Annotated in this window: 18 protein-coding genes; 17 read left to right on the top strand and 1 reads right to left on the bottom strand. The window is 60.3% G+C overall.

What is annotated here, in order from left to right:
• The first annotated feature begins 182 nt into the window (after positions 1-182).
• Genes SMC1_RS11310 through SMC1_RS08770 form a run of 5 tightly spaced genes read left to right on the top strand, consistent with a single transcriptional unit; the run spans position 183 to position 5,794 of the window.
• On the top strand, positions 183-536 hold the full coding sequence (locus tag SMC1_RS11310; RefSeq protein ID WP_119086403.1) for an NAD-dependent epimerase/dehydratase family protein: 354 nt from the start codon (positions 183-185) through the stop codon (positions 534-536).
• A complete protein-coding gene (locus SMC1_RS08785; RefSeq protein ID WP_119086402.1) occupies positions 533-1,795 on the top strand; it encodes a glycosyltransferase family 4 protein in 1,263 nt (420 codons plus the stop codon). The genes SMC1_RS11310 and SMC1_RS08785 overlap by 4 nt, the downstream gene beginning before the upstream one ends.
• A gap of 2 nt (positions 1,796-1,797) precedes the next feature.
• A complete protein-coding gene (locus SMC1_RS08780) occupies positions 1,798-2,778 on the top strand; it encodes a glycosyltransferase family 4 protein (protein WP_243626547.1) in 981 nt (326 codons plus the stop codon).
• Positions 2,775-3,914 (top strand): DegT/DnrJ/EryC1/StrS family aminotransferase, encoded by a 1,140-nt coding sequence (locus tag SMC1_RS08775; protein WP_119086400.1) that lies wholly within the window; start codon positions 2,775-2,777, stop codon positions 3,912-3,914. The genes SMC1_RS08780 and SMC1_RS08775 overlap by 4 nt, the downstream gene beginning before the upstream one ends.
• On the top strand, positions 3,911-5,794 hold the full coding sequence (locus SMC1_RS08770) for a nucleoside-diphosphate sugar epimerase/dehydratase (RefSeq protein ID WP_119086399.1): 1,884 nt from the start codon (positions 3,911-3,913) through the stop codon (positions 5,792-5,794). Before SMC1_RS08775 ends, SMC1_RS08770 begins: the two co-directional genes overlap by 4 nt.
• A gap of 187 nt (positions 5,795-5,981) precedes the next feature.
• Here the strand turns inward: SMC1_RS08770 and SMC1_RS08765 are convergent, their stop codons facing one another.
• On the bottom strand, positions 5,982-6,551 hold the full coding sequence (locus SMC1_RS08765) for a copper amine oxidase N-terminal domain-containing protein (protein WP_165849382.1): 570 nt from the start codon (positions 6,549-6,551) through the stop codon (positions 5,982-5,984).
• A 333-nt stretch (positions 6,552-6,884) separates the two neighbouring features.
• Here SMC1_RS08765 and SMC1_RS08760 point away from each other — a divergent pair, with 333 nt between their 5' ends.
• The 12 genes from SMC1_RS08760 to SMC1_RS08705 all read left to right on the top strand — a co-directional run bounded on the left by SMC1_RS08760 (position 6,885) and on the right by SMC1_RS08705 (position 17,956).
• Positions 6,885-8,705, top strand: coding sequence for an O-antigen ligase family protein (locus tag SMC1_RS08760; protein ID WP_119086397.1), 1,821 nt, complete (start codon positions 6,885-6,887; stop codon positions 8,703-8,705).
• A gap of 204 nt (positions 8,706-8,909) precedes the next feature.
• Positions 8,910-9,071 (top strand): hypothetical protein, encoded by a 162-nt coding sequence (locus SMC1_RS10705; protein ID WP_165849381.1) that lies wholly within the window; start codon positions 8,910-8,912, stop codon positions 9,069-9,071.
• An 8-nt stretch (positions 9,072-9,079) separates the two neighbouring features.
• Positions 9,080-9,862 (top strand): YveK family protein, encoded by a 783-nt coding sequence (locus SMC1_RS08755; protein ID WP_119086396.1) that lies wholly within the window; start codon positions 9,080-9,082, stop codon positions 9,860-9,862.
• The gene (locus SMC1_RS08750) at positions 9,846-10,586 is read left to right on the top strand and encodes a CpsD/CapB family tyrosine-protein kinase (protein WP_119086395.1); all 741 of its coding nucleotides are present in this window, start codon (positions 9,846-9,848) and stop codon (positions 10,584-10,586) included. Before SMC1_RS08755 ends, SMC1_RS08750 begins: the two co-directional genes overlap by 17 nt.
• The gene (locus SMC1_RS08745) at positions 10,583-11,254 is read left to right on the top strand and encodes a tyrosine-protein phosphatase (RefSeq protein WP_119086394.1); all 672 of its coding nucleotides are present in this window, start codon (positions 10,583-10,585) and stop codon (positions 11,252-11,254) included. The genes SMC1_RS08750 and SMC1_RS08745 overlap by 4 nt, the downstream gene beginning before the upstream one ends.
• A complete protein-coding gene (gene rfbF, locus SMC1_RS08740; RefSeq protein WP_119086393.1) occupies positions 11,251-12,024 on the top strand; it encodes a glucose-1-phosphate cytidylyltransferase in 774 nt (257 codons plus the stop codon). The genes SMC1_RS08745 and rfbF overlap by 4 nt, the downstream gene beginning before the upstream one ends.
• Entirely contained in the window at positions 12,021-13,169 is a 1,149-nt protein-coding gene (gene rfbG / locus SMC1_RS08735; protein WP_207799383.1) for a CDP-glucose 4,6-dehydratase, read from the top strand. Before rfbF ends, rfbG begins: the two co-directional genes overlap by 4 nt.
• A gap of 11 nt (positions 13,170-13,180) precedes the next feature.
• On the top strand, positions 13,181-14,533 hold the full coding sequence (rfbH, locus tag SMC1_RS08730) for a lipopolysaccharide biosynthesis protein RfbH (RefSeq protein ID WP_413814610.1): 1,353 nt from the start codon (positions 13,181-13,183) through the stop codon (positions 14,531-14,533).
• Positions 14,533-15,090 (top strand): dTDP-4-dehydrorhamnose 3,5-epimerase, encoded by a 558-nt coding sequence (rfbC, locus tag SMC1_RS08725; RefSeq protein WP_207799382.1) that lies wholly within the window; start codon positions 14,533-14,535, stop codon positions 15,088-15,090. Before rfbH ends, rfbC begins: the two co-directional genes overlap by 1 nt.
• Positions 15,087-16,013 carry an NAD-dependent epimerase/dehydratase family protein gene (locus SMC1_RS08720; protein WP_207799381.1) on the top strand — a complete coding sequence of 309 codons (927 nt, stop codon included), beginning with the start codon at positions 15,087-15,089 and terminating at the stop codon, positions 16,011-16,013. Before rfbC ends, SMC1_RS08720 begins: the two co-directional genes overlap by 4 nt.
• Positions 16,000-16,986 (top strand): glycosyltransferase family 2 protein, encoded by a 987-nt coding sequence (locus tag SMC1_RS08715; protein ID WP_165849380.1) that lies wholly within the window; start codon positions 16,000-16,002, stop codon positions 16,984-16,986. The genes SMC1_RS08720 and SMC1_RS08715 overlap by 14 nt, the downstream gene beginning before the upstream one ends.
• A gap of 217 nt (positions 16,987-17,203) precedes the next feature.
• The gene (locus tag SMC1_RS08705) at positions 17,204-17,956 is read left to right on the top strand and encodes a sugar phosphate nucleotidyltransferase (RefSeq protein WP_119086388.1); all 753 of its coding nucleotides are present in this window, start codon (positions 17,204-17,206) and stop codon (positions 17,954-17,956) included.
• Positions 17,957-18,061: the final 105 nt, after the last annotated feature.

The following is an 18,061-nucleotide window of genomic DNA, read 5'->3' as shown; positions in this document are numbered from 1 at the left end:
GTGCCCCGCATGTTGCTGTGTGTTCAACCCTGTCTGCTCCCCGGTCTGCGCCTTTGGTGTGCCGTACTGCCTCTATTCGCATCGAATAAAGAGAACTCGCTGCAACTCGCAGCCATGCCCCGGGTGGTAGCGTCGCCCTGCGTCAGACATAATGAGCCGGCATCCCATTGGCGGTTGGCACAATGAACTGTATGGTGACCAGTGGGGCAGGTTTCATCGGCTCGCATATCATCGATGGTTTGGTAGCACGCGGCTGCGCAGTTACGGTGTTTGATAACCTGAGTTCGGGCAAACGTCAGAACCTCGGTGTAGGGGTTACAATCGCTGTCGGTAACGTGCGCGATCCAAGAGCCGTGGCTGCCGCGCTGACCCCATGCACTGACGCTGTCTTTCACTTGGCCGCCCAGATTGACGTACGTCGGGCGATCACAGTTCCCGCAACCGACATGCAGGTGAATGTCGGAGGCATCATGATTCGGGAGTCTGGGAGTAAGTCCCGCCGCTATATGCAGTGTCAATTGGGGTTGAGGTCATGAACATCCTTACGCTCAATCACTACGCCGGCTCGCCGTCGATGGGGATGGAATATCGGTCGTACGCTTTGTCGTGCGAGCTGAACGCACGCGGTCACCATTGTGCCATCGTGGCAGGGACATTCTCACACCTGCGGCAACGGAACCCGGATCAGGCGCCTTTCAACGTTCGCCGCACAAGTGTCGAAGGAATTGACTGGTACTGGATCCCGACGGGACGGTATCACAGCAATGGAGTCCGGCGTGTGGTGAGCATGCTGAGCTTCGCGACGAGGGCCTGGCTCTATGCACGACGCTTGGCAGAAGAACAGCAACCGGATGTTGTTATTGCCAGCTCGACCTATCCCCTCGACATCTACGCAGCGGCCCGGATCGCGCGGACTGCCGGAGCTTCGCTGGTCTTCGAGCTCCACGACATGTGGCCTCTAGCGCCGCAGTTGCTGGGAGGGTTGTCGGGGCGACACCCATTCATCAGGGTCATGCAGCATGCTGAGGATTACTACTGTCGACATGCGGACCTGATCATCTCCGTGCTACCTAACGCGATTGAGCATCTGGCGAGCCGAGGACTGACGTCTGATCGGTATGCCGTTGTGCCGAACGGCGTCGATGTGACGGCTGGCCGGGAGTCGCAGGCACCGCCGGAGAGTCATCTGGTTATGCTCCGGAACGCACGTGCTGCCGGACGTTTTGTGGTGCTGTACGCTGGATCAGTGGGTCTGTTCAATCGGCTCGATGCGCTTCTGCGTGCAGTCAATCTGGTCAATGACATCCCCGTACAACTAGTGATCATAGGGCAGGGATTTGAGACAGAGACCCTCAAGCTCTTGGCTTCCAATCTGGGTTTGAAGAATGTGTCGTTCCTTTCGCCGGTTCCAAGGTACCAGCTGCATGGATTGTTCGCGCTGGCGGACATTGCTTATGCTGGTGTCGGCGCAAGTCCCCTTTGCCGCTATGGCATCTCGCTCAACAAACTGTACGAGTACATGATGGCGGGTGTGTGCGTGTTGTTCGCAGGGGCGGCAGATGTCTTCAACGACCTGGTATCGGAGGCTGGAGCTGGGCTGTCGGTGGCCCACGCTTCCCCGGAAGACATCGCCGACGGTATCCGCAGACTGCATGCACTGTCGGGAGAGGAACGCACCGAGCTCGGTCGGCGCGGCGCTGCCTACTGTCAGAGTCACTTCGCCTACGGGGTCCTAGCAGAGCGCTACGAAGCGGCGCTCCTGTGGGCTTGTCAGCACAGGAGGGCCCAACGTTGAATGTGCTTGCCATTGGCTGTCTGTCTCTGATTCTGACTTGTATCGCCATGCCGCTGGTGAGATATGCTGCAGTGCGTTGTGGCTTTGTGGACCGGCCGGGTGGTCCCCTCAAGCCCCAGATCCGGGCGGTACCCTACGGTGGCGGTATAGCGGTTGTCATTGGAGTAAGTGCTGTGCTGTTGTGGGCGCGACTAGAGATGTCCATCGTCCCGGTCGTTGGAGCCCTAACAGTGTTTCTTCTCGGCATGGTTGATGATCTGCGCGGAGTGAGACCTCTTCAGCGGCTGATCGTTGAACTTGTAGCCGGCAGTACACTAGGCGCACTCTGGCCAACAGCTGCATCACATTGGGCATCCATGGTGGGCGCAGGCGTGTGCTGTGCAATCCTGGGGAGTGCAAGCATGAACGCCTACAACATGACAGACGGCAGCGATGGTCTGTCGGGCACAGTCGGCCTGTTCGCGGCAGGCGGCCTTCTGGTCGGGTGGTTGTTTGCTGGTGAAACCGTCCTTGCGAGCATCGCTGCCGCATCCTGTGGCAGTATCGTGGGTTTTCTCATCTTCAACTGGCCACCTGCGCGGGTGTACCTCGGTGACTCAGGTGCGTATTGGATGGGCTTCCTGCTGACGGCGTTGTGCATCCCTGCGCTGTCATCGTGGCATGCTGTCGTCGGCGTTATGTGTATCATGGCACTGCTGGAACTTGAGTTGCTTGCCTCCGTCCTGAGACGCATACGCGGGCATCAGGGACTGACGGGAGGCGACCGGGGGCACATCTATGATGTGATCCAACTACGGTTTGGGCAGTCTGCAACGCGGGTAGATGTCTTGTACGGCGTCATCGGTCTGGTTAGCTCGGGCATTGGTGTACTCGTATGGCGGGGCGCACCGGCTATACTGGGTCTTGCTTGGCTGGCAGTGTTGTCCGTTCTCGTTGTTCTCTTGTACCAGGGGTCAAGCTCCAGAAAGGGGGTTGTGAGATGAACGTTCCGTTGTCTTCTCAATGGATCGATGCAAGTGATGAGCAAGCAATATTGGAGGTCCTTAGGAGCGACCATCTGAGCCTGGGGCCACGGCTGCCCGAATTCGAGGAGGGATTGGCACATGTGGCGGAGGTCGCGCACGGCGTCGCCGTAAACAGTGGGACGTCGGCGCTGCATCTCATCGTGCGATCGTTGGGGCTAAAGGAGGGCGACGAGGTCGTCACGACGCCGTTCAGCTTCATCGCCTCCTCCAACTGCCTCCTGTTCGAGCGAGTGAAGCCGGTCTTCGTGGACATCCGGCCGGACACATACAACATCGATCCTACACGGATAGCTGCGGCGATCACCAAGCGGACCAAGGCTGTCTTGGCGGTGGACGCATTCGGCCAGCCAGCCGAATTGGATGCGATCGAGAGCATTGCCCGTCAGCACAACTTGCAGCTTATCGAGGACTCGTGTGAATCTCTCGGGTCCGAGTGGAAGGGTCGGCGCTGTGGTGGCTGGGGGGCTGCGGGGGCGTTCGCGTTCTACCCCAACAAACAGATCACGACGGGCGAGGGCGGGTGTGTCGTCACGCAGTCGGACGACATCGCCGCGCTGTGTCGCAGCATGCGCAACCAGGGGCGGGGCGAGACCGGCGAGTGGCTGGAGCACGAGCGCCTTGGGTACAACTACCGTATCTCAGACATCAGCTGCGCGCTGGGAACGTCACAACTGCGGCGGCTGGACAACATTATTGAGTTGAGGGGGGAGGCAGCCGGACGGTACAATGCCCTGCTGAAGGATGCGCCGGAAGTTATCACGCAGACGATCCTGCCAGACGTGACAAGGATGAGCTGGTTCGTATACGTGATCCGTCTTGCCGACCAGTTCACGCGGGCTGACCGCGACTGGCTCATCGGCTGGTTGGCGGACCATGGTATTCAGAGCCGGCCCTACTTCACGCCTATCCATCTGCAGCCGTTCTACGTGCGGAAGTTTGGGTACAAGCCGGGCGACTTCCCGATTACGGAACACGTTTCCGCACGGACCATCGCCCTGCCGTTCTTCACGATGATCAGGCCCGAGCAGCAGCAAGAGGTCGTGGCGAGTCTAAAAGATGGGCTGGCGACGCGGGCCAGGGAGGTGGCGCCATGATGCCTCCGATCATCAGCAGGACTCGGCGCTCAAACTGGATCGCAGCAATCGCGAAGCTACTCATCGATCTGGAATTGCTCAACCTTGCCACGGTCTTGGCGGTCTTGGTGCGGGTGGACTTTCGCGTGACACCGCAGCCATGGGTCTACACCCTGAGATTCCCAGGGCTGGTGGAGAACCTGGTGTTCGTCGCGGTGTCTGTGCTACTTCAGACGCCACGGGCGCTGTGGTCGTACGCCAGCCTGCGGGATGTGGAGCGTGTGGCCCTCGTCGTCGCCGTCACGAAGGTTCTGGCCCTGACACTGCTCATAGCTATGCGCGCAGAGGTGCAATGGTCGTGGGGTGCGTTTGCAGTGTCCGCCGTGCTGACCTTCTTGTTCATGGCTGCGGTGCGCTTGCTCGCGCGCTGGCGGTACGAGCATACCACACGGCAGGAGAGGGTCGACGTGCCGGTGCAGAGGACGCCGCCTGGGACACGCGTGCTGGTCGTCGGGGCGGGGGATGCAGGGGACAAGGTCCTGCGGGAGTTTGAGGCGCATCCTGGGCTGGGCAAGGTGGTTGGGCTGATCGACGACGATCCGGCCAAGCGGGGGTACACGATCCGCGGCGTGCGCGTGCGGGGTCCTGTCGCCACTATTGCCGACACGGTACGGCGGACAGGTGCTACCCAGGCAGTCATCGCTATCCCGTCACACGCTGCGGCTGTCACCCGCGCTGTACTGTCCAACCTGGCTGACACCGATGTGCAGGTACGGACTCTGCCGGGCATGTGGGAGCTTGTGGACGGATCCATTCACGTGGACGACCTGCGCCCGATCCGGCTGGAGGACCTGCTGTCGAGGGTTCCGATCTCCACCGACATGGGACCGGTTCGGGCATACGTGGAGGGCAAACGCATCCTGGTGACAGGCGCAGGCGGTTCCATCGGCTCCGAGATCGTCCGGCAGGTCGCTGAGCTCAACCCGTCACAGGTGATCATGCTGGGCAGGGGAGAGAACCGCATCTTCCGCATCGACCGTGAGTTGCGGGAGCACGAGGGCGTGACGTGTGCCGTGCCCGTCATCGGGGACATGCGCGACGAGGCCCGCATGACCTGGCTGTTCGACACGTACCGTCCCGACATCATCTTCCATGCTGCAGCGCACAAGCACGTGCCGCTGATGGAGCAGAACCCAGAGGAGGCTATCCTCAACAACGTCGGAGGGACACGCACCCTGCTGCGGCTGGCCGCGTCGCATGGGGCCGAGCGGTTTGTCAACATCTCCACCGACAAGGCAGTGAACCCAGTCAACTTCATGGGCGCCAGCAAGCGCGTCGTGGAACTCGTAGTCCAGGTGAACGACGGGCGCGAGCACCTGCGGGCGACCAGTGTCCGGTTCGGAAACGTGCTGGGCAGCAAGGGCAGTGTGACAGAGGTCTTCCAGAAGCAGCTGCAGGAGTCCCGCACCCTGCGGGTGACCGACCCCAATATGGAACGCTTCTTCATGCTCATCCCCGAGGCAGTGCAGCTGGTGCTGCAGGCCGGCGCGCTGGCACAGGGGAGGGACATCTTTGTCCTGCGCATGGGTGAGCCCATCCGGATCCTTGACCTGGCACGCAGTTACATCAAGCTGGCTGGGCTGGAGGTTGGGCGCGATGCCAGCATCGTCATCACCGGCAACCGCGGCAACGAGAAGATGACTGAGGAGCTGTGGTCGTCCACGGAGCATGTCGCGCCGACCAGCAACGATAGCATCATGCGTGTCGAGTGTCCCACGCTCCCCTCGCTAGCTGTGCTCCGCCAGGCCGTCGACGCCCTGCTGAACGCCACGCGCAGTCATGACACGAATGCCATGCGCGCCGCACTTCACGCCATCGATCCGTCCATCAATATCCCGTAAGCAAGGACCAAGGATTGGATTCCCGCCTTCGCGGGAATGACGGAGGACGGATTGGATTCCCGCCTTCGCGGGAATGACAGAACCCAGCCGGAATGACGGGATGTTACCTGTAACAAAGGGTAGCACCATATGAAAAGCGCCGGCACGCGGCCGGCGCTTTTTCGTGCTGCAAACCTGTCAGTGATGCTCAGGCCTTGACGAATACCAGCGTCACGCTATGCAGCGCCGAGTTCCACATGACGGACGCGCCCAACTTCTCGGCGATGAACCGGACCGGCAACATCGTGTGCCCAGGTGCCTGGATATAGGGTGCCACGTCGGGGTTGCTGTCGATGTGGAAACGCTTGCCGTTCCCCACGGCATACGCGTTGCCGATGTGCAGGACGAGGGTCTGTGTGCCCAGGACGATGGTGACCGTGTCGGTGCTGGCGTCCCACTTGATCGTGCCGCCCAAAGCCTCGATGATGGGCGCGAGGGGGACGAACGTGCGGCCCCACTTGATCTGGGGGCTCGTGTCCTTTTTGCCCTCGAGGCCGTTGATCTTGATGGTGTTCGAGCCGATGATCATGATGATGATTATCGTCTTGGAGCCGGGGACAGCATACACGTTGCCGGGGACAGTATACACGTCACCGGAGACAGTATACACGTCGTGCGGGGCACCCTCTGCCCTGACGACTGCCGGCGCGATGACCACCGTCAGTGCCAACATCAACATTGCCAGCACGGTGGCGACAATTCTGTTGAACTTCCTCATCATTCCTCCCTTGAGCGCTCCTTTGCGCCCATGTCGAAGAAGATAACCAGGTCCTCTCATTCCCAAAAAGTATATTGATTGAGAGGGTACTGTAAACGTAACATTTTCCAGATGCGCCCATTGGACTGTGAAGGTTCCGGATATGTTCATGACGTGTGAACAGTCATGGTGACATCGAGCTCGATGGCCTTTGCCAGCGTATTGTAGAGTATACTGTGCCCCAGTGCATATGAAAAAGCTCTCCTTGCAAAAGGCTGCCACAATCGGTACAATGCCAGTTGTTATGAGAGCCCATGGCACAGCTCAGTCCCGCTTTGGAGGAGGTTTCCAACTGTGAACGACGACATGCACCGGTACGACAAGCTCATCCTGGTCCTGGCACTGGTTCCGGCTGCGTTCGGTGCGCTGTTCCAGGGCGGCTACTTCACGTGGCAGGCCTACTTGATGATGCTGCTGGCCTTGCCCGCCGTCCTGCTCTTCGTGCTGACGCGGTCCCGTTACGGCTGGGCACGGGCGGGAGGCGCGGTGGACGTCACCATGCTGGCCTTCCTTGGCGTCTGTGCGCTGTCGCTGGTGGCGACGGTCTACTTCCAGGCCACGATGGTGGCATTCTTCAAGGTGCTGTTCTGTGCCATCCTCTTCTACATCGTCTTCAACGTGACGCGCCACACGGCTCAGCTCGACCTCGCAATCAGCACCCTCCTTGGACTGGGCGCCTTGTTGTCCTTCATCGGTCTCCTTGCCTATGCCGGCGCAAGCAGCCAGCTGACCGGCGCCTTCTGGACGTGGATCGGCACGCACGGCCTGACGCAGGGCACCAGTGTCAGCAGCACGCTGCAGTACCGCAACACCTTTGCCGCCTTCCTCATCCTGCCTATCTTCCTCGCGCTGGCCCGCGCGCTGGACGTCCGCCGCTGGTGGGCGCGCGTGCTCTATGGAGCCCTCGCTGGCTTCTTCGTCGTCATGCTGATCCTGAGTCAGTCACGTGGCGGCCTGCTGGCCTTTCTCATCACCCTCATCCTCTTCCCGGTCATGCTCCCAAGAGGGCAGCGTCTCAAGGGCATCTTTGCTGTGTTCCTCCTCGTTGCGGCTCTCGCCCTCACCTTCTGGCTCAAACGGGCTGTCTTTGTGCCCATGCTGCTCAGCATGACCCTGCGCATCAAGCAGCTCTTCGCGTTCGTGGGCGGAGTGCAGGACGCCAGCCTGTACGCGCGCGTGGTTATGATCCGCGATGCGTGGGCCATGCTGCTGCGCCGCCCGGTGCTGGGTACGGGGGCGGGCACCTACCAGTACGTGTACACGCAGTTCCGCAGTATCCCGTTCTACGCCAAGTTCCCCCACAGCATTGTGTTTGAGGAACTGGTGGACATGGGCATCCTGGGGGGAGTTGCGTTTCTTGCCCTCGTCGGCTCGCTCCTGTGGCGGGGTCTGCGCATCGCCAGGAGGGAACAGGGAGCGATCTTTGCCGGTCTGCTCGCAGGGGCGTTCGGGAATATCCTCCACGCCGCCGTGGACTTCGACTGGTCCCTCCTTGCCATGCCGGTACTCTTCTTCGTCACCTGTGGCCTGCTGGTGTCGCGGCAGCGCCGCGAGCCGGACGTCGCTCAACCGCACGTCGCGCTCGGCCACCGTCACTCCCCCCGTTCTGCGCGCCTCCTGACGGGCGCCGCCTTCGTCGTGGTCGTCTGGAGCGCCGTCTTCGTCATCCTGCTGTCGGCTGCCAATACAGCTTTGGCCCTGCGGGCGGAGTCCCAGGGTGACCTCCCTTCTGCCCAGTACCGATACCGCACCGCAGCGCGCCTGGCGCCGTTCGGCGCCGAGCAGAAAGCGGACTTGGCGGCGTTCCTGCAGGCGCACGGGCAGGAGACTGCGCAGGACCAGGGCGCGGTCGGGCGGGAGGTGCAGCAGCTGTACGAGGCAGCGACACGGCTCAACCCACGCATGTGGGCCTACCACGATGCACTGGCTCGGCTGTACCTGGAGCGGGGAGACGCGCGTGCAGGCGTCGAGGCGCAGTCTGCAGTCGACCGCAACCCTCTCCGTGCCGACGGATGGTTCGTCCTGGCGGTCGCTCGGGGCGCGGCTGCCGACCAGGCGGGCGCCGGCCAGGCGCTTGACCGCGCAGTGCAGCTCCAGGAGCAGGGAAGCAACTAGCTCCAGCGTCCTTTGCACCCTATTGCCTCACGGATAAACCTATTCGAACGAGGAATCGTTGCCTCACAGTCAACCGCATCTCCTCACCTCTCATCTGCTCACCCTCTTCCATTGTTCCTCCTCAGTCACCTGTGTTGGAGTAGGTTTACTCGTGAGACAACGATGCGATTTCGAGTAGAAAATAGATGAGGCAATACGCTGCTGATGATTGCTGTTCTCATCCTGACATTTGCCGGCTGCACATCGGGACCGATGCGATCTAGGAAAGGGAACGTCGAAGTGACACTGCCCGCGTGCCAAGAGGTCGTCGTCTTTGTCAAGCAGGCCGATGGCTCCATCCCCTTGACCCTGCGTTTTGAACAGTGAAGGACGGCATGGAACAATCGGACCGCTTCACCTATCGAACGGCTGCAGGGGAATACTCTGAAGAAGCGAGGTGTCTGCTGATGGAACAGGGACTTAGTCTGCGCGACGTGCTGGGTGTCCTGAGGCGCCGTGCATGGATTGTTCTCGTGGTTGTGTTTGTCGCAGTGGTGCTGGCAGCCCTGCTGTCCTACGTGATCCTGCCGCCTGTCTACCAGGCCAACACCTCGCTCATTGTGAACGAGCGCCAGAACGTGGCACAGGGCGCCGGTGGCGTCGACTATGGCCAGATCCAGACAAACCGCTCCCTCGCCGTCACGTACGCCAAGATCATCACCAGCCGTGTCGTCCTGCAGGACACCATCGACCAGCTCAAGCTGCCCGAGACGGTGAAACAGCTCACCGGCATGACCACCGTGCAGGTGCAGGGCGAGACCGAGATCATCGCGGTCAGCGTCAAGGACAAGGATGCTGCACGTGCTGCGCTCATCGCTAACACGGTGGCCAAGTCGTTCATCACCCATCTGCCCACCCTGGTCAACCGGGTCGAGAACGTCAGCGTCATCGACCGGGCCGTGCCCGTGACCGAGCAGGTCAGCCCGCGTCCCCTCCTCAACATTGCCGTGGCGTTCGTGGCTGCGTTCGTGATCGGCGCCCTGCTCGCTTTCCTCGTGGACTACTTCGACGATACGGTCAAGACGCCTGACGACGTCAAGAAGCTCTTCGGCCTCCGTGTGCTCGCGGTGGTTCCGGACATGAATGCAAAGGGGGCCCGCCATGGCCGCGCCTACTAAGACTGACAGCTACGGCTACGGGTACGGCGGCTACAAGGGCTCACGCAGCCCGGTGGCCGAGGCGTTCCGTGTCCTGCGCACCAACCTGCAGTTTGCCGCCGTCGACAAGGAGCTGAAGGTCATCCTGGTGACCAGCGCCTCCCCCGACGAGGGCAAGAGCACGGTCGTGCAGTACCTGGCCCAGACCATCTCCCAGACGGGCAAGAAGGTCATGGCGCTCGATACCGACCTCATCAACCCGACTCTGCACCGCCGCTTCGGCATCCCCAACGAGCGCGGGCTCTCCAATCTCATCGTGGGCGATGCGGACTTCACCGTGTTCACGCGCCTCAAGGAGTACCCCAACCTGTCGGTCATCACCACCGGCCCTATCCCGCCCAACAGCTCCGAGCTCCTGGGCAGTGCCCGCATGAAGCACCTGATGGACCGCCTGCGGGAGGAGTATGACGTGGTCATCATGGACACCCCGCCCATCCTCCCCGTCACCGACGCCGTCGTGGCCTCGTCCCTGGCCGACGGCGTCATTCTGGTCCTCCAGGCCGGTCACACCCGCAGCGGTGAGGTGCACCATGCACAGGAGGTGCTGGAAGAGGCGCATGCCAACCTGCTGGGCGTCGTCCTCAACCGTGCCCGTCACGGCGTCAACGACTACTACGACACCCGTACCTACGGCGCCTACAGCACGGAACCCGCCAAGCCCGAGGAGGCGCCGGCCCAGTCATGAGCGTCGTCGACATCCACTGCCACATCCTGCCGGGGCTGGACGACGGCTCGCCGGACATGGCCACCAGCGTCGCCATGGCGCGCCTCGCCGCTGCAGCGGGCATCAGTACCGTGATCGGCACGCCCCACTGGATCGAGGACGAGCATGAGACGGACCCCGCCCAGATACGACAAATTACCGCAGACCTGCAGGCCGAGCTCAACAGCCGGGCCATCCCCCTCACCGTCCTGCCGGGCAACGAGGCCTTCATCTGCCCTGACCTGCCGGATCGGGTGAAGCAGGGTGACGTCCTGACCCTTGCGGACCGGGGCACGCACCTCTTGCTCGAACTGCCCTGTGAGGACCTGCCCACCTATGTGGACGATGTCATCTTCAAATTGCAACTACAGGGCATTACGCCTGTTCTGGCACATGTCGAGCGCTACGCCTATGTCCGCAGTGACTGGCACATCCTGGACCGCTGGGTCCAGCGTGGCTGTCTTGCTCAGGTCAACGCGGCGAGCTTGGACCGTACCAAGGGCGACGACCTCGCGCAGGACCTGGTGGATCGTGGTTTGGTTGCCTGCACGGCGACGGATGCGCATGACGCGACACACCGTGTACCAAGGAGCATCTGCAACGAGTGGAGCGAGAGTCTGCTAGATGTGAAAGCGGGAGAGAAGACATGAAGGCAGTCATCCTTGCGGGTGGAATGGGCTCCCGGTTGAGTGAGGAAACGGCTCTTCGCCCGAAGCCAATGGTTGAAGTCGGCGGCAAGCCTATCCTGTGGCATATCATGAAGATATATGCGGCCCATGGCATTCAGGATTTTGTCATCTGTCTTGGATACAAGGGGTATGCTATCAAGGAATACTTCGCCAACTATGTCCTGCACATGTCCGATGTGACCATCGATCTCGAACACAACAAGCTGGAACTGCATGACTCGCGCGCCGAGGACTGGCGTGTGACTCTTGTCGACACGGGCGAGGAGACGATGACGGGCGGACGCATCAAGCGCATCCGGTCACACGTGGATGGTGAATCCTTCCTGTTGACCTACGGTGATGGCGTTGCCGACATCGACATCGCTGCACTGGTTGCTTTCCACAAGAGGGCCGGCACCTTGGCAACGCTGACCGCTGTCCGGCCCCAGGGACGCTTTGGCGCTCTCGACCTCGGAGACGACAACACGGTGACGAGTTTCAGCGAGAAGCCTCCTGGGGACGGTAACTACATCAACGGCGGCTTCTTTGTGCTCGAACCTGGCATCTTCGACTACATCCAAGACGATGCGACCATCTGGGAACGCTCGCCGCTTGAACACCTGGCAGCCGGTCATCAGTTGTCCGCATATGTGCACGACGGCTTCTGGCAGCCCATGGACACCCTGCGCGACAAGAACCTGCTGGAGAAACTGTGGTCTGAGGGACACGCGCCCTGGAAGGTCTGGAAATGACAGAGCCCGAAATGGATCAGCTGTTCGATGGCTACTACTCCGGCAGACGTGTCTTCGTCACGGGGCACACCGGGTTTAAGGGTTCCTGGCTGACGCAATGGTTGCTGCTGCTGGGGGCGGAGGTGAGCGGATACAGCATCAGCGTGCCAACACAGCCGTCGCTGTATGAGTCCCTTGGCCTATCGGGGCAGATCCAGGATGTGCGGGGCGACGTGCGAAGAAGTCAGGACATACAGACAGCAATGGACAAGGCAGCCCCCGAAGTGATCATTCATATGGCTGCACAGGCCTTGGTCTTGCGGTCATATGCGGATCCTCTGACGACCTTTGAGACAAACGTGATGGGTACAGCCAATGTGCTGGAGGCCGCACGGCATTGTCCTTCGGTGCGGTCGGTCGTCATTGTGACCACCGACAAGTGTTATGCCAACAACGAGTGGCAATACGGCTGCCGCGAAGCTGATGCGCTGGGGGGCCATGATCCATACAGTGCCAGCAAGGCAGCAGCCGAAATGGTGGTGGCTTCGTATCGGTCATCGTTTTTTGATGCAGGAGATACTGTAGGGAAGAGGACTGGCATAGCTTCAGTCCGATCTGGCAACGTCATTGGTGGGGGCGACTGGGCAGCCAACCGTCTGGTACCGGATTGCATGCGCGCGCTGACGGAGGGGAACCCGATTGTCGTACGCAATCCTGGTTCAGTGCGCCCGTGGCAACATGTCCTGGAACCTCTGGCGGGGTATCTGTGGCTGGGCGCCCTGCTGGCGCGAGATCCAGCAACGTACGGTGGAGCATGGAACTTTGGTCCGGACCCCGAGAGTGCCGTGTCCGTCGAGCAACTTGTCAGCATGGTGTGTCAGGCGTGGGGAGGTGCAGCGCGGTTTGAGACAGCCACTTCTGCACAGGCCTTGAGCGAAGCAGACATTCTGCGGCTGGATTGCACCAAGGCGCGCTCCCAGCTGGGCTGGCGCCCGGTGTACGATGTGAGCGAAGCCGTTCGGCAGACGGTCATGTGGTACCGTTCGACAATGGAAAACGCTGGGCAGGCGGTTCCTCTCACAGTGCGGAGCATTGGTGACTATGCCCGAGCTGCACGCGCCAGGGGTGTCTCGTGGGCCGCGATGGAAGGGGGAGGCAGGGAGTGACGATGGGCGTTCTGGACAACCTGCTGCCAAATCCCGCGCTTGATACGGACGCACACGCTGCCGAACTCCGTTCACGGATGCTTTCCTTGGCCGCAGACTATGCTCGTCTCGTCCACGCCCCGGCGCCATTCGTCCCTGGGGTGTCTCCCGTGCCGGTCTCTGGCAAGACCGTCGGCGTGCCCGAAGTGCAAGCGCTGGTCAGTGCATCGCTCGACTGCTGGCTGACGACAGGGCGCTTCAACGACGCGTTCGAGAGAGAGTTGGCCAGCTACCTGGGTGTCACGCACGTGCTGACCGTCAACTCAGGCTCGTCGGCGAACCTTCTTGCCATCGCTGCGCTCATGACGCCGGAACTGGGCGACCGGGCGCTCGCGGCAGGCGACGAGGTCATCACGGTCGCCGCTGGTTTCCCCACGACGGTCAACCCTATTCTGCAGAACGGTCTGGTTCCCGTCTTCGTTGACGTATCCTTGCCGACCTACAATGTCAACACCGAGCTGCTGGAGCAGGCTTTGTCCCCTCGTACACGGGTGGTTATGCTGGCCCATACGTTGGGCAACCCGTTCGACGTGGAGGCAGTCACTCGGTTTACACAGCAGCATGGACTGTGGCTTATTGAGGATTGCTGCGACGCACTCGGTTCCGAGTACAAGGGGCGACGCGTCGGTACCTTCGGCGACATTGGCACGCTCAGCTTCTACCCTGCCCACCATATCACCACGGGCGAGGGAGGAGCCGTCTTTACGAACAACGCGCTCCTGGCTCGTTCACTGGCATCACTGCGCGATTGGGGCCGTGACTGCTGGTGCAAGCCTGGCCACGACAACACGTGCGGCAAGAGGTACGATTCCGAGTGGCCTGGCCTTCCCCACGGATATGATCACAAGTACGTGTACACGCATCTGGGGTACAATCTCAAGATGACCGACATGCAGGCAGCAGTGGGCCTAGCTCAGATTGGACAGCTCGACGATTTCGCTGTGGCAAGACGGCGCAACTTCGCGTTCCTGCGCGAGGGTCTGTCCGGGCTGCAGGATGTGTTTCTCCTTCCCGAGCCGACACTTGGCAGTGTGCCTTCGTGGTTTGGCTTCCCGACTACGCTGCACGGTTCCGCAGCCGGCCACCGGCCTGAGCTGCTGCGTTTCCTCGAATCACGTCGCATTGACAGTCGCCTCCTGTTTGGCGGCAACCTGGTGCGCCAGCCCTATATGAAGGGGCGAACGTACCGTGTGGCAGGCTCGTTGGCGACCACGGACGCTATCCTTGAGGATACGTTCTGGCTGGGTGTGTATCCTGTGGTCACTCCGGAAATGCTGGGGTATGTCATTGAGTCCCTTACCGAATGGGGCGCGGGGTGTGCGTAGTGACCGTCACTGAGTTGCGTATTCCGGGGTGTCTGCTCATTGTCCCAGATCACTCTGAAGATGAGCGTGGCACCTTTGTCAAGACGTACCATGAACCGACATGGCAATCGCTCGGCTTGCGCACGGATTGGGTAGAAGAGTATTACTCCATTTCGCACCAGGGCGTCCTGCGTGGTTTGCACTGTCAGCTGCCTCCATCAGACCATGTGAAGGTCGTGTCCTGTCTGTCTGGTAGGGCCTTCGACGTGGTGGTCGAGCTGCGGAAAGGCTCGCCACTATATGGAAAAACCATCTCTCTCGTCCTGGACGCAGCACAGCCGTCGCTTGTCTACATACCGGCTGGTCTGGCTCACGGTTTCTATACCATGAGTCCCGAAGCCACTGTCGCGTACCGTGTCACTTCAGTGTATGACCCTGAGCACGACGCTGGCATCCTGTGGAGTTCTGTCGACATCGCATGGCCTGCGGCATCTCCCATCGTTTCCGCCCGCGATGCAGCCCTGCCTCCGCTGAGCCAGTTCAAGAGTGCCTTCGTCTATCGTCAGGAGGCATCGTGAGCGCAACTCGAGTGGCCCTAGTGACCGGAGCCACAGGATTTGTGGGCGGGCACCTGGCAGGGCGACTGCAGTCCGATGGCTGGGAGACGCACGCGATCGTGCGTCCGTCATCGGACGCAACAACTCTCCGCGACGTTCTCGGGAGTGGCAATGTGCACGTGCATGATGGCAGTACGGAGGGACTCGTCGACATTCTACGGAATGTCCACCCAGAAGTCGTCTTTCATCTCGCATCAGTTTTTGTTGCCGAACACCTTACCGATGATGTGGACCCCCTCATCCGGAGCAACGTTTTGTTTGGCGTCCAGCTTCTTGAGGCCATGACCGTTGCTGGAGTGTTGGACATCGTGAACACAGGCTCCTATTCGCAGCACTATGAGGGCAGAGAATACAGCCCTGTCTCCCTGTATGCTGCAACGAAGCAGGCTTTTCAGGACATCCTGCAGTTCTACAGTGAAGTCCGTGGTTTGCGCGCCGTGACGCTGGAGCTCCCTGACACATATGGTCCCGATGACAAGCGCTCGAAACTGCTCTCCCTGCTGGATCAGGTTGCTCGATCGGGTGAGACGCTACAGATGTCGCCAGGTGAGCAGCTTCTTGATCTGTTGCATGTGGATGATGTGGTCCATGGTTATGAGGTGGCTGCCGACGGCCTGTTGTCGGGACACTTGCGATCGCCGTCACAGTACCAGCTGTCTTCAGGGTCACTTGTGCCTCTGAAAGACGTCGTCGAGCTCTACCGTCAGGCGACCGGGTGCACAGTCAGCGTCGTGTGGGGTGGTAGGCCATACCGACTGCGTGAGGTCATGGAACCGGTCTCTCCTGTGCCTGTACTACCAGAGTGGCAAGCATGCATCAGTCTGAGGGATGGTCTTGCGGCACTCAACGCAGAATCCCAGGAGGATACCGATGGCAATCGTTGACGTGCTGGTCCCAACCTTCAACCGGTCGGCCATGTTGGGCCAGTGTTTGGAGTCCATACAAGCACAGACGTACACGGACATACGGGTCATTATCGGCGACAACTGCTCTGATGACGACACGAGGACAGTAGCACAGGACTTCTGCGACAGGGACAGTCGATTCAGCTACGTACGCAATGCAACGAACCTCGGCATGTATGGCAATATGAACGCTCTGTTCACCCGGGTTATGGCACCATATGTGCACTTCATGCACGACGATGATTGGCTGGAGCCCTGCTTCTACGAGCGAATGATCGCTGGGTTGGAGGAATCTCCAGAAGTGGGCTTGGCTTGGCCGAGAGTCATTCTGTCTCAGGGAGAAAACGAGACAGCATACAGATTGCCGGAAAGGTTCAACCATGATCAAGTGCTGCCTGCGGAGACTGCGTTCAAGGAGCTGGTGCACGGCAATTTCATCATCTTTCCCGCAGTAATTCTCCGTACATCGGTATTGCGTGAAATGGGTTCGTTTCCCGAATACATGGCCGCGGACTGGCTGATGTGGCTGCGCATAGCTCTCCATCATGATCTGAAGTTCATCGACAATCCGCTGTTTCACTACCGCTTGCATGAGGGGCAAGGATGCGCGGACATTCTTCGAATGGGGCAGAGCAACATCAATATGTTTGTATTTGCCTCGGGACTCGAGGACTTCTCTGGCAGGCAGACTGAGATCGCGGTGGCTGGGTTTGAGAGCGTCTGCAGCGATATGATGGGGATAGTAGTAAAGGGCCAGCCGCAGACGCCTCGCTCGATACGCGAACTGTGTTCATACTTCCTGAAACACGTGCCAGACCATCACGGTGAGATACGGAGAGTCGAGATGATCGCGCTGGCATACGCGGTGTATCCGCCTTGGCTCAAACTGCGCATGGGAGGTGGACTCCGGCATTGGCTTCGATATCTTGTCCTACCTTGGAGCAGGAGATAGTGCGGTTTATCGTGCCACATCGGCATGCGATATTGAGCTCACTTGGCCGGAAGAATGCAGCTCCTGTGAACCCAAGCCGTGGCGATGGTCTCGCACATGACCTGACGGACCGCGGCCTCATAGCCTGCTCAGCCACGGATGCGCATGATGCGGCACTTCGCGTGCCACGCAGTATCTCGAATGAGTGGAGTGAAAGTCTACTCGAGGAGGCACTGTAATGAAGGGTATTGTTCTTGCAGGTGGCACCGGTTCTCGTCTGTCTCCTCTGACGGCTGTAACTAATAAGCACCTCCTGCCCGTGGGCAACTATCCCATGATCTTTCACCCCATTGCACGCCTCAAGCAGGCGGGCATCAAGGATGTTCTTGTTGTCACTGGTCGTGATCACATGGGGGATGTCATGGAACTGCTGGGTAGTGGTCATGACTTCGGACTGGACTTAACGTACAAGGTGCAGGACCAGGCAGGCGGCATCGCCCAGGCTTTGGGACTGGCTCGTGGTTTCTGCTCTGGTGACAGCTGCTGCGTCATTTTGGGGGACAACATCTTTCAGGATGACCTCACACCATCCGTCGAAGCCTTCCAGCGCCAAGGACGGGGTGCCCGGGTCCTCCTCAAAGAGGTACAAGACCCCGGGCGTTTTGGTGTGGCTGAGTTGTCCCAGGACGGACATATCCTGAGTATCGAGGAGAAGCCGACCAACCCCAAGAGCAACCTGGCTGTTACTGGCATCTATATGTATGATGCTCAGGTCTTTGACATCATTCCGACCCTGGTCCCGTCTCATCGTGGTGAACTGGAGATCACCGACATCAACAACGCGTATATCCGCGCTGGTACCATGGCATACGATGTCCTGCAGGGCTGGTGGACGGATGCCGGCACATTCCCCTCGCTGCGCACAGCCAACGACTTGGCGCAGAACGTTGAGCTTGGTCTCGACGAGACAAGAGGGGGGCAGCATGACTAAGTTCACCTTTGAGCCGTTGGCTGTACCCGACTTGATCGTCATCAAGTCGACCGTGCACGGAGACGCGCGGGGGTTCTTTCTCGAGACCTACCGTGCAGACGAGTT

Origin of the sequence: Candidatus Cryosericum septentrionale (assembly GCF_003570995.1) — a bacterium.
Lineage (GTDB): Bacteria > Caldisericota > Caldisericia > Cryosericales > Cryosericaceae > Cryosericum > Cryosericum septentrionale.
Note: the sequence above shows the minus strand (reverse complement) of the source record. Positions and strands in the feature narration are given on the sequence as shown.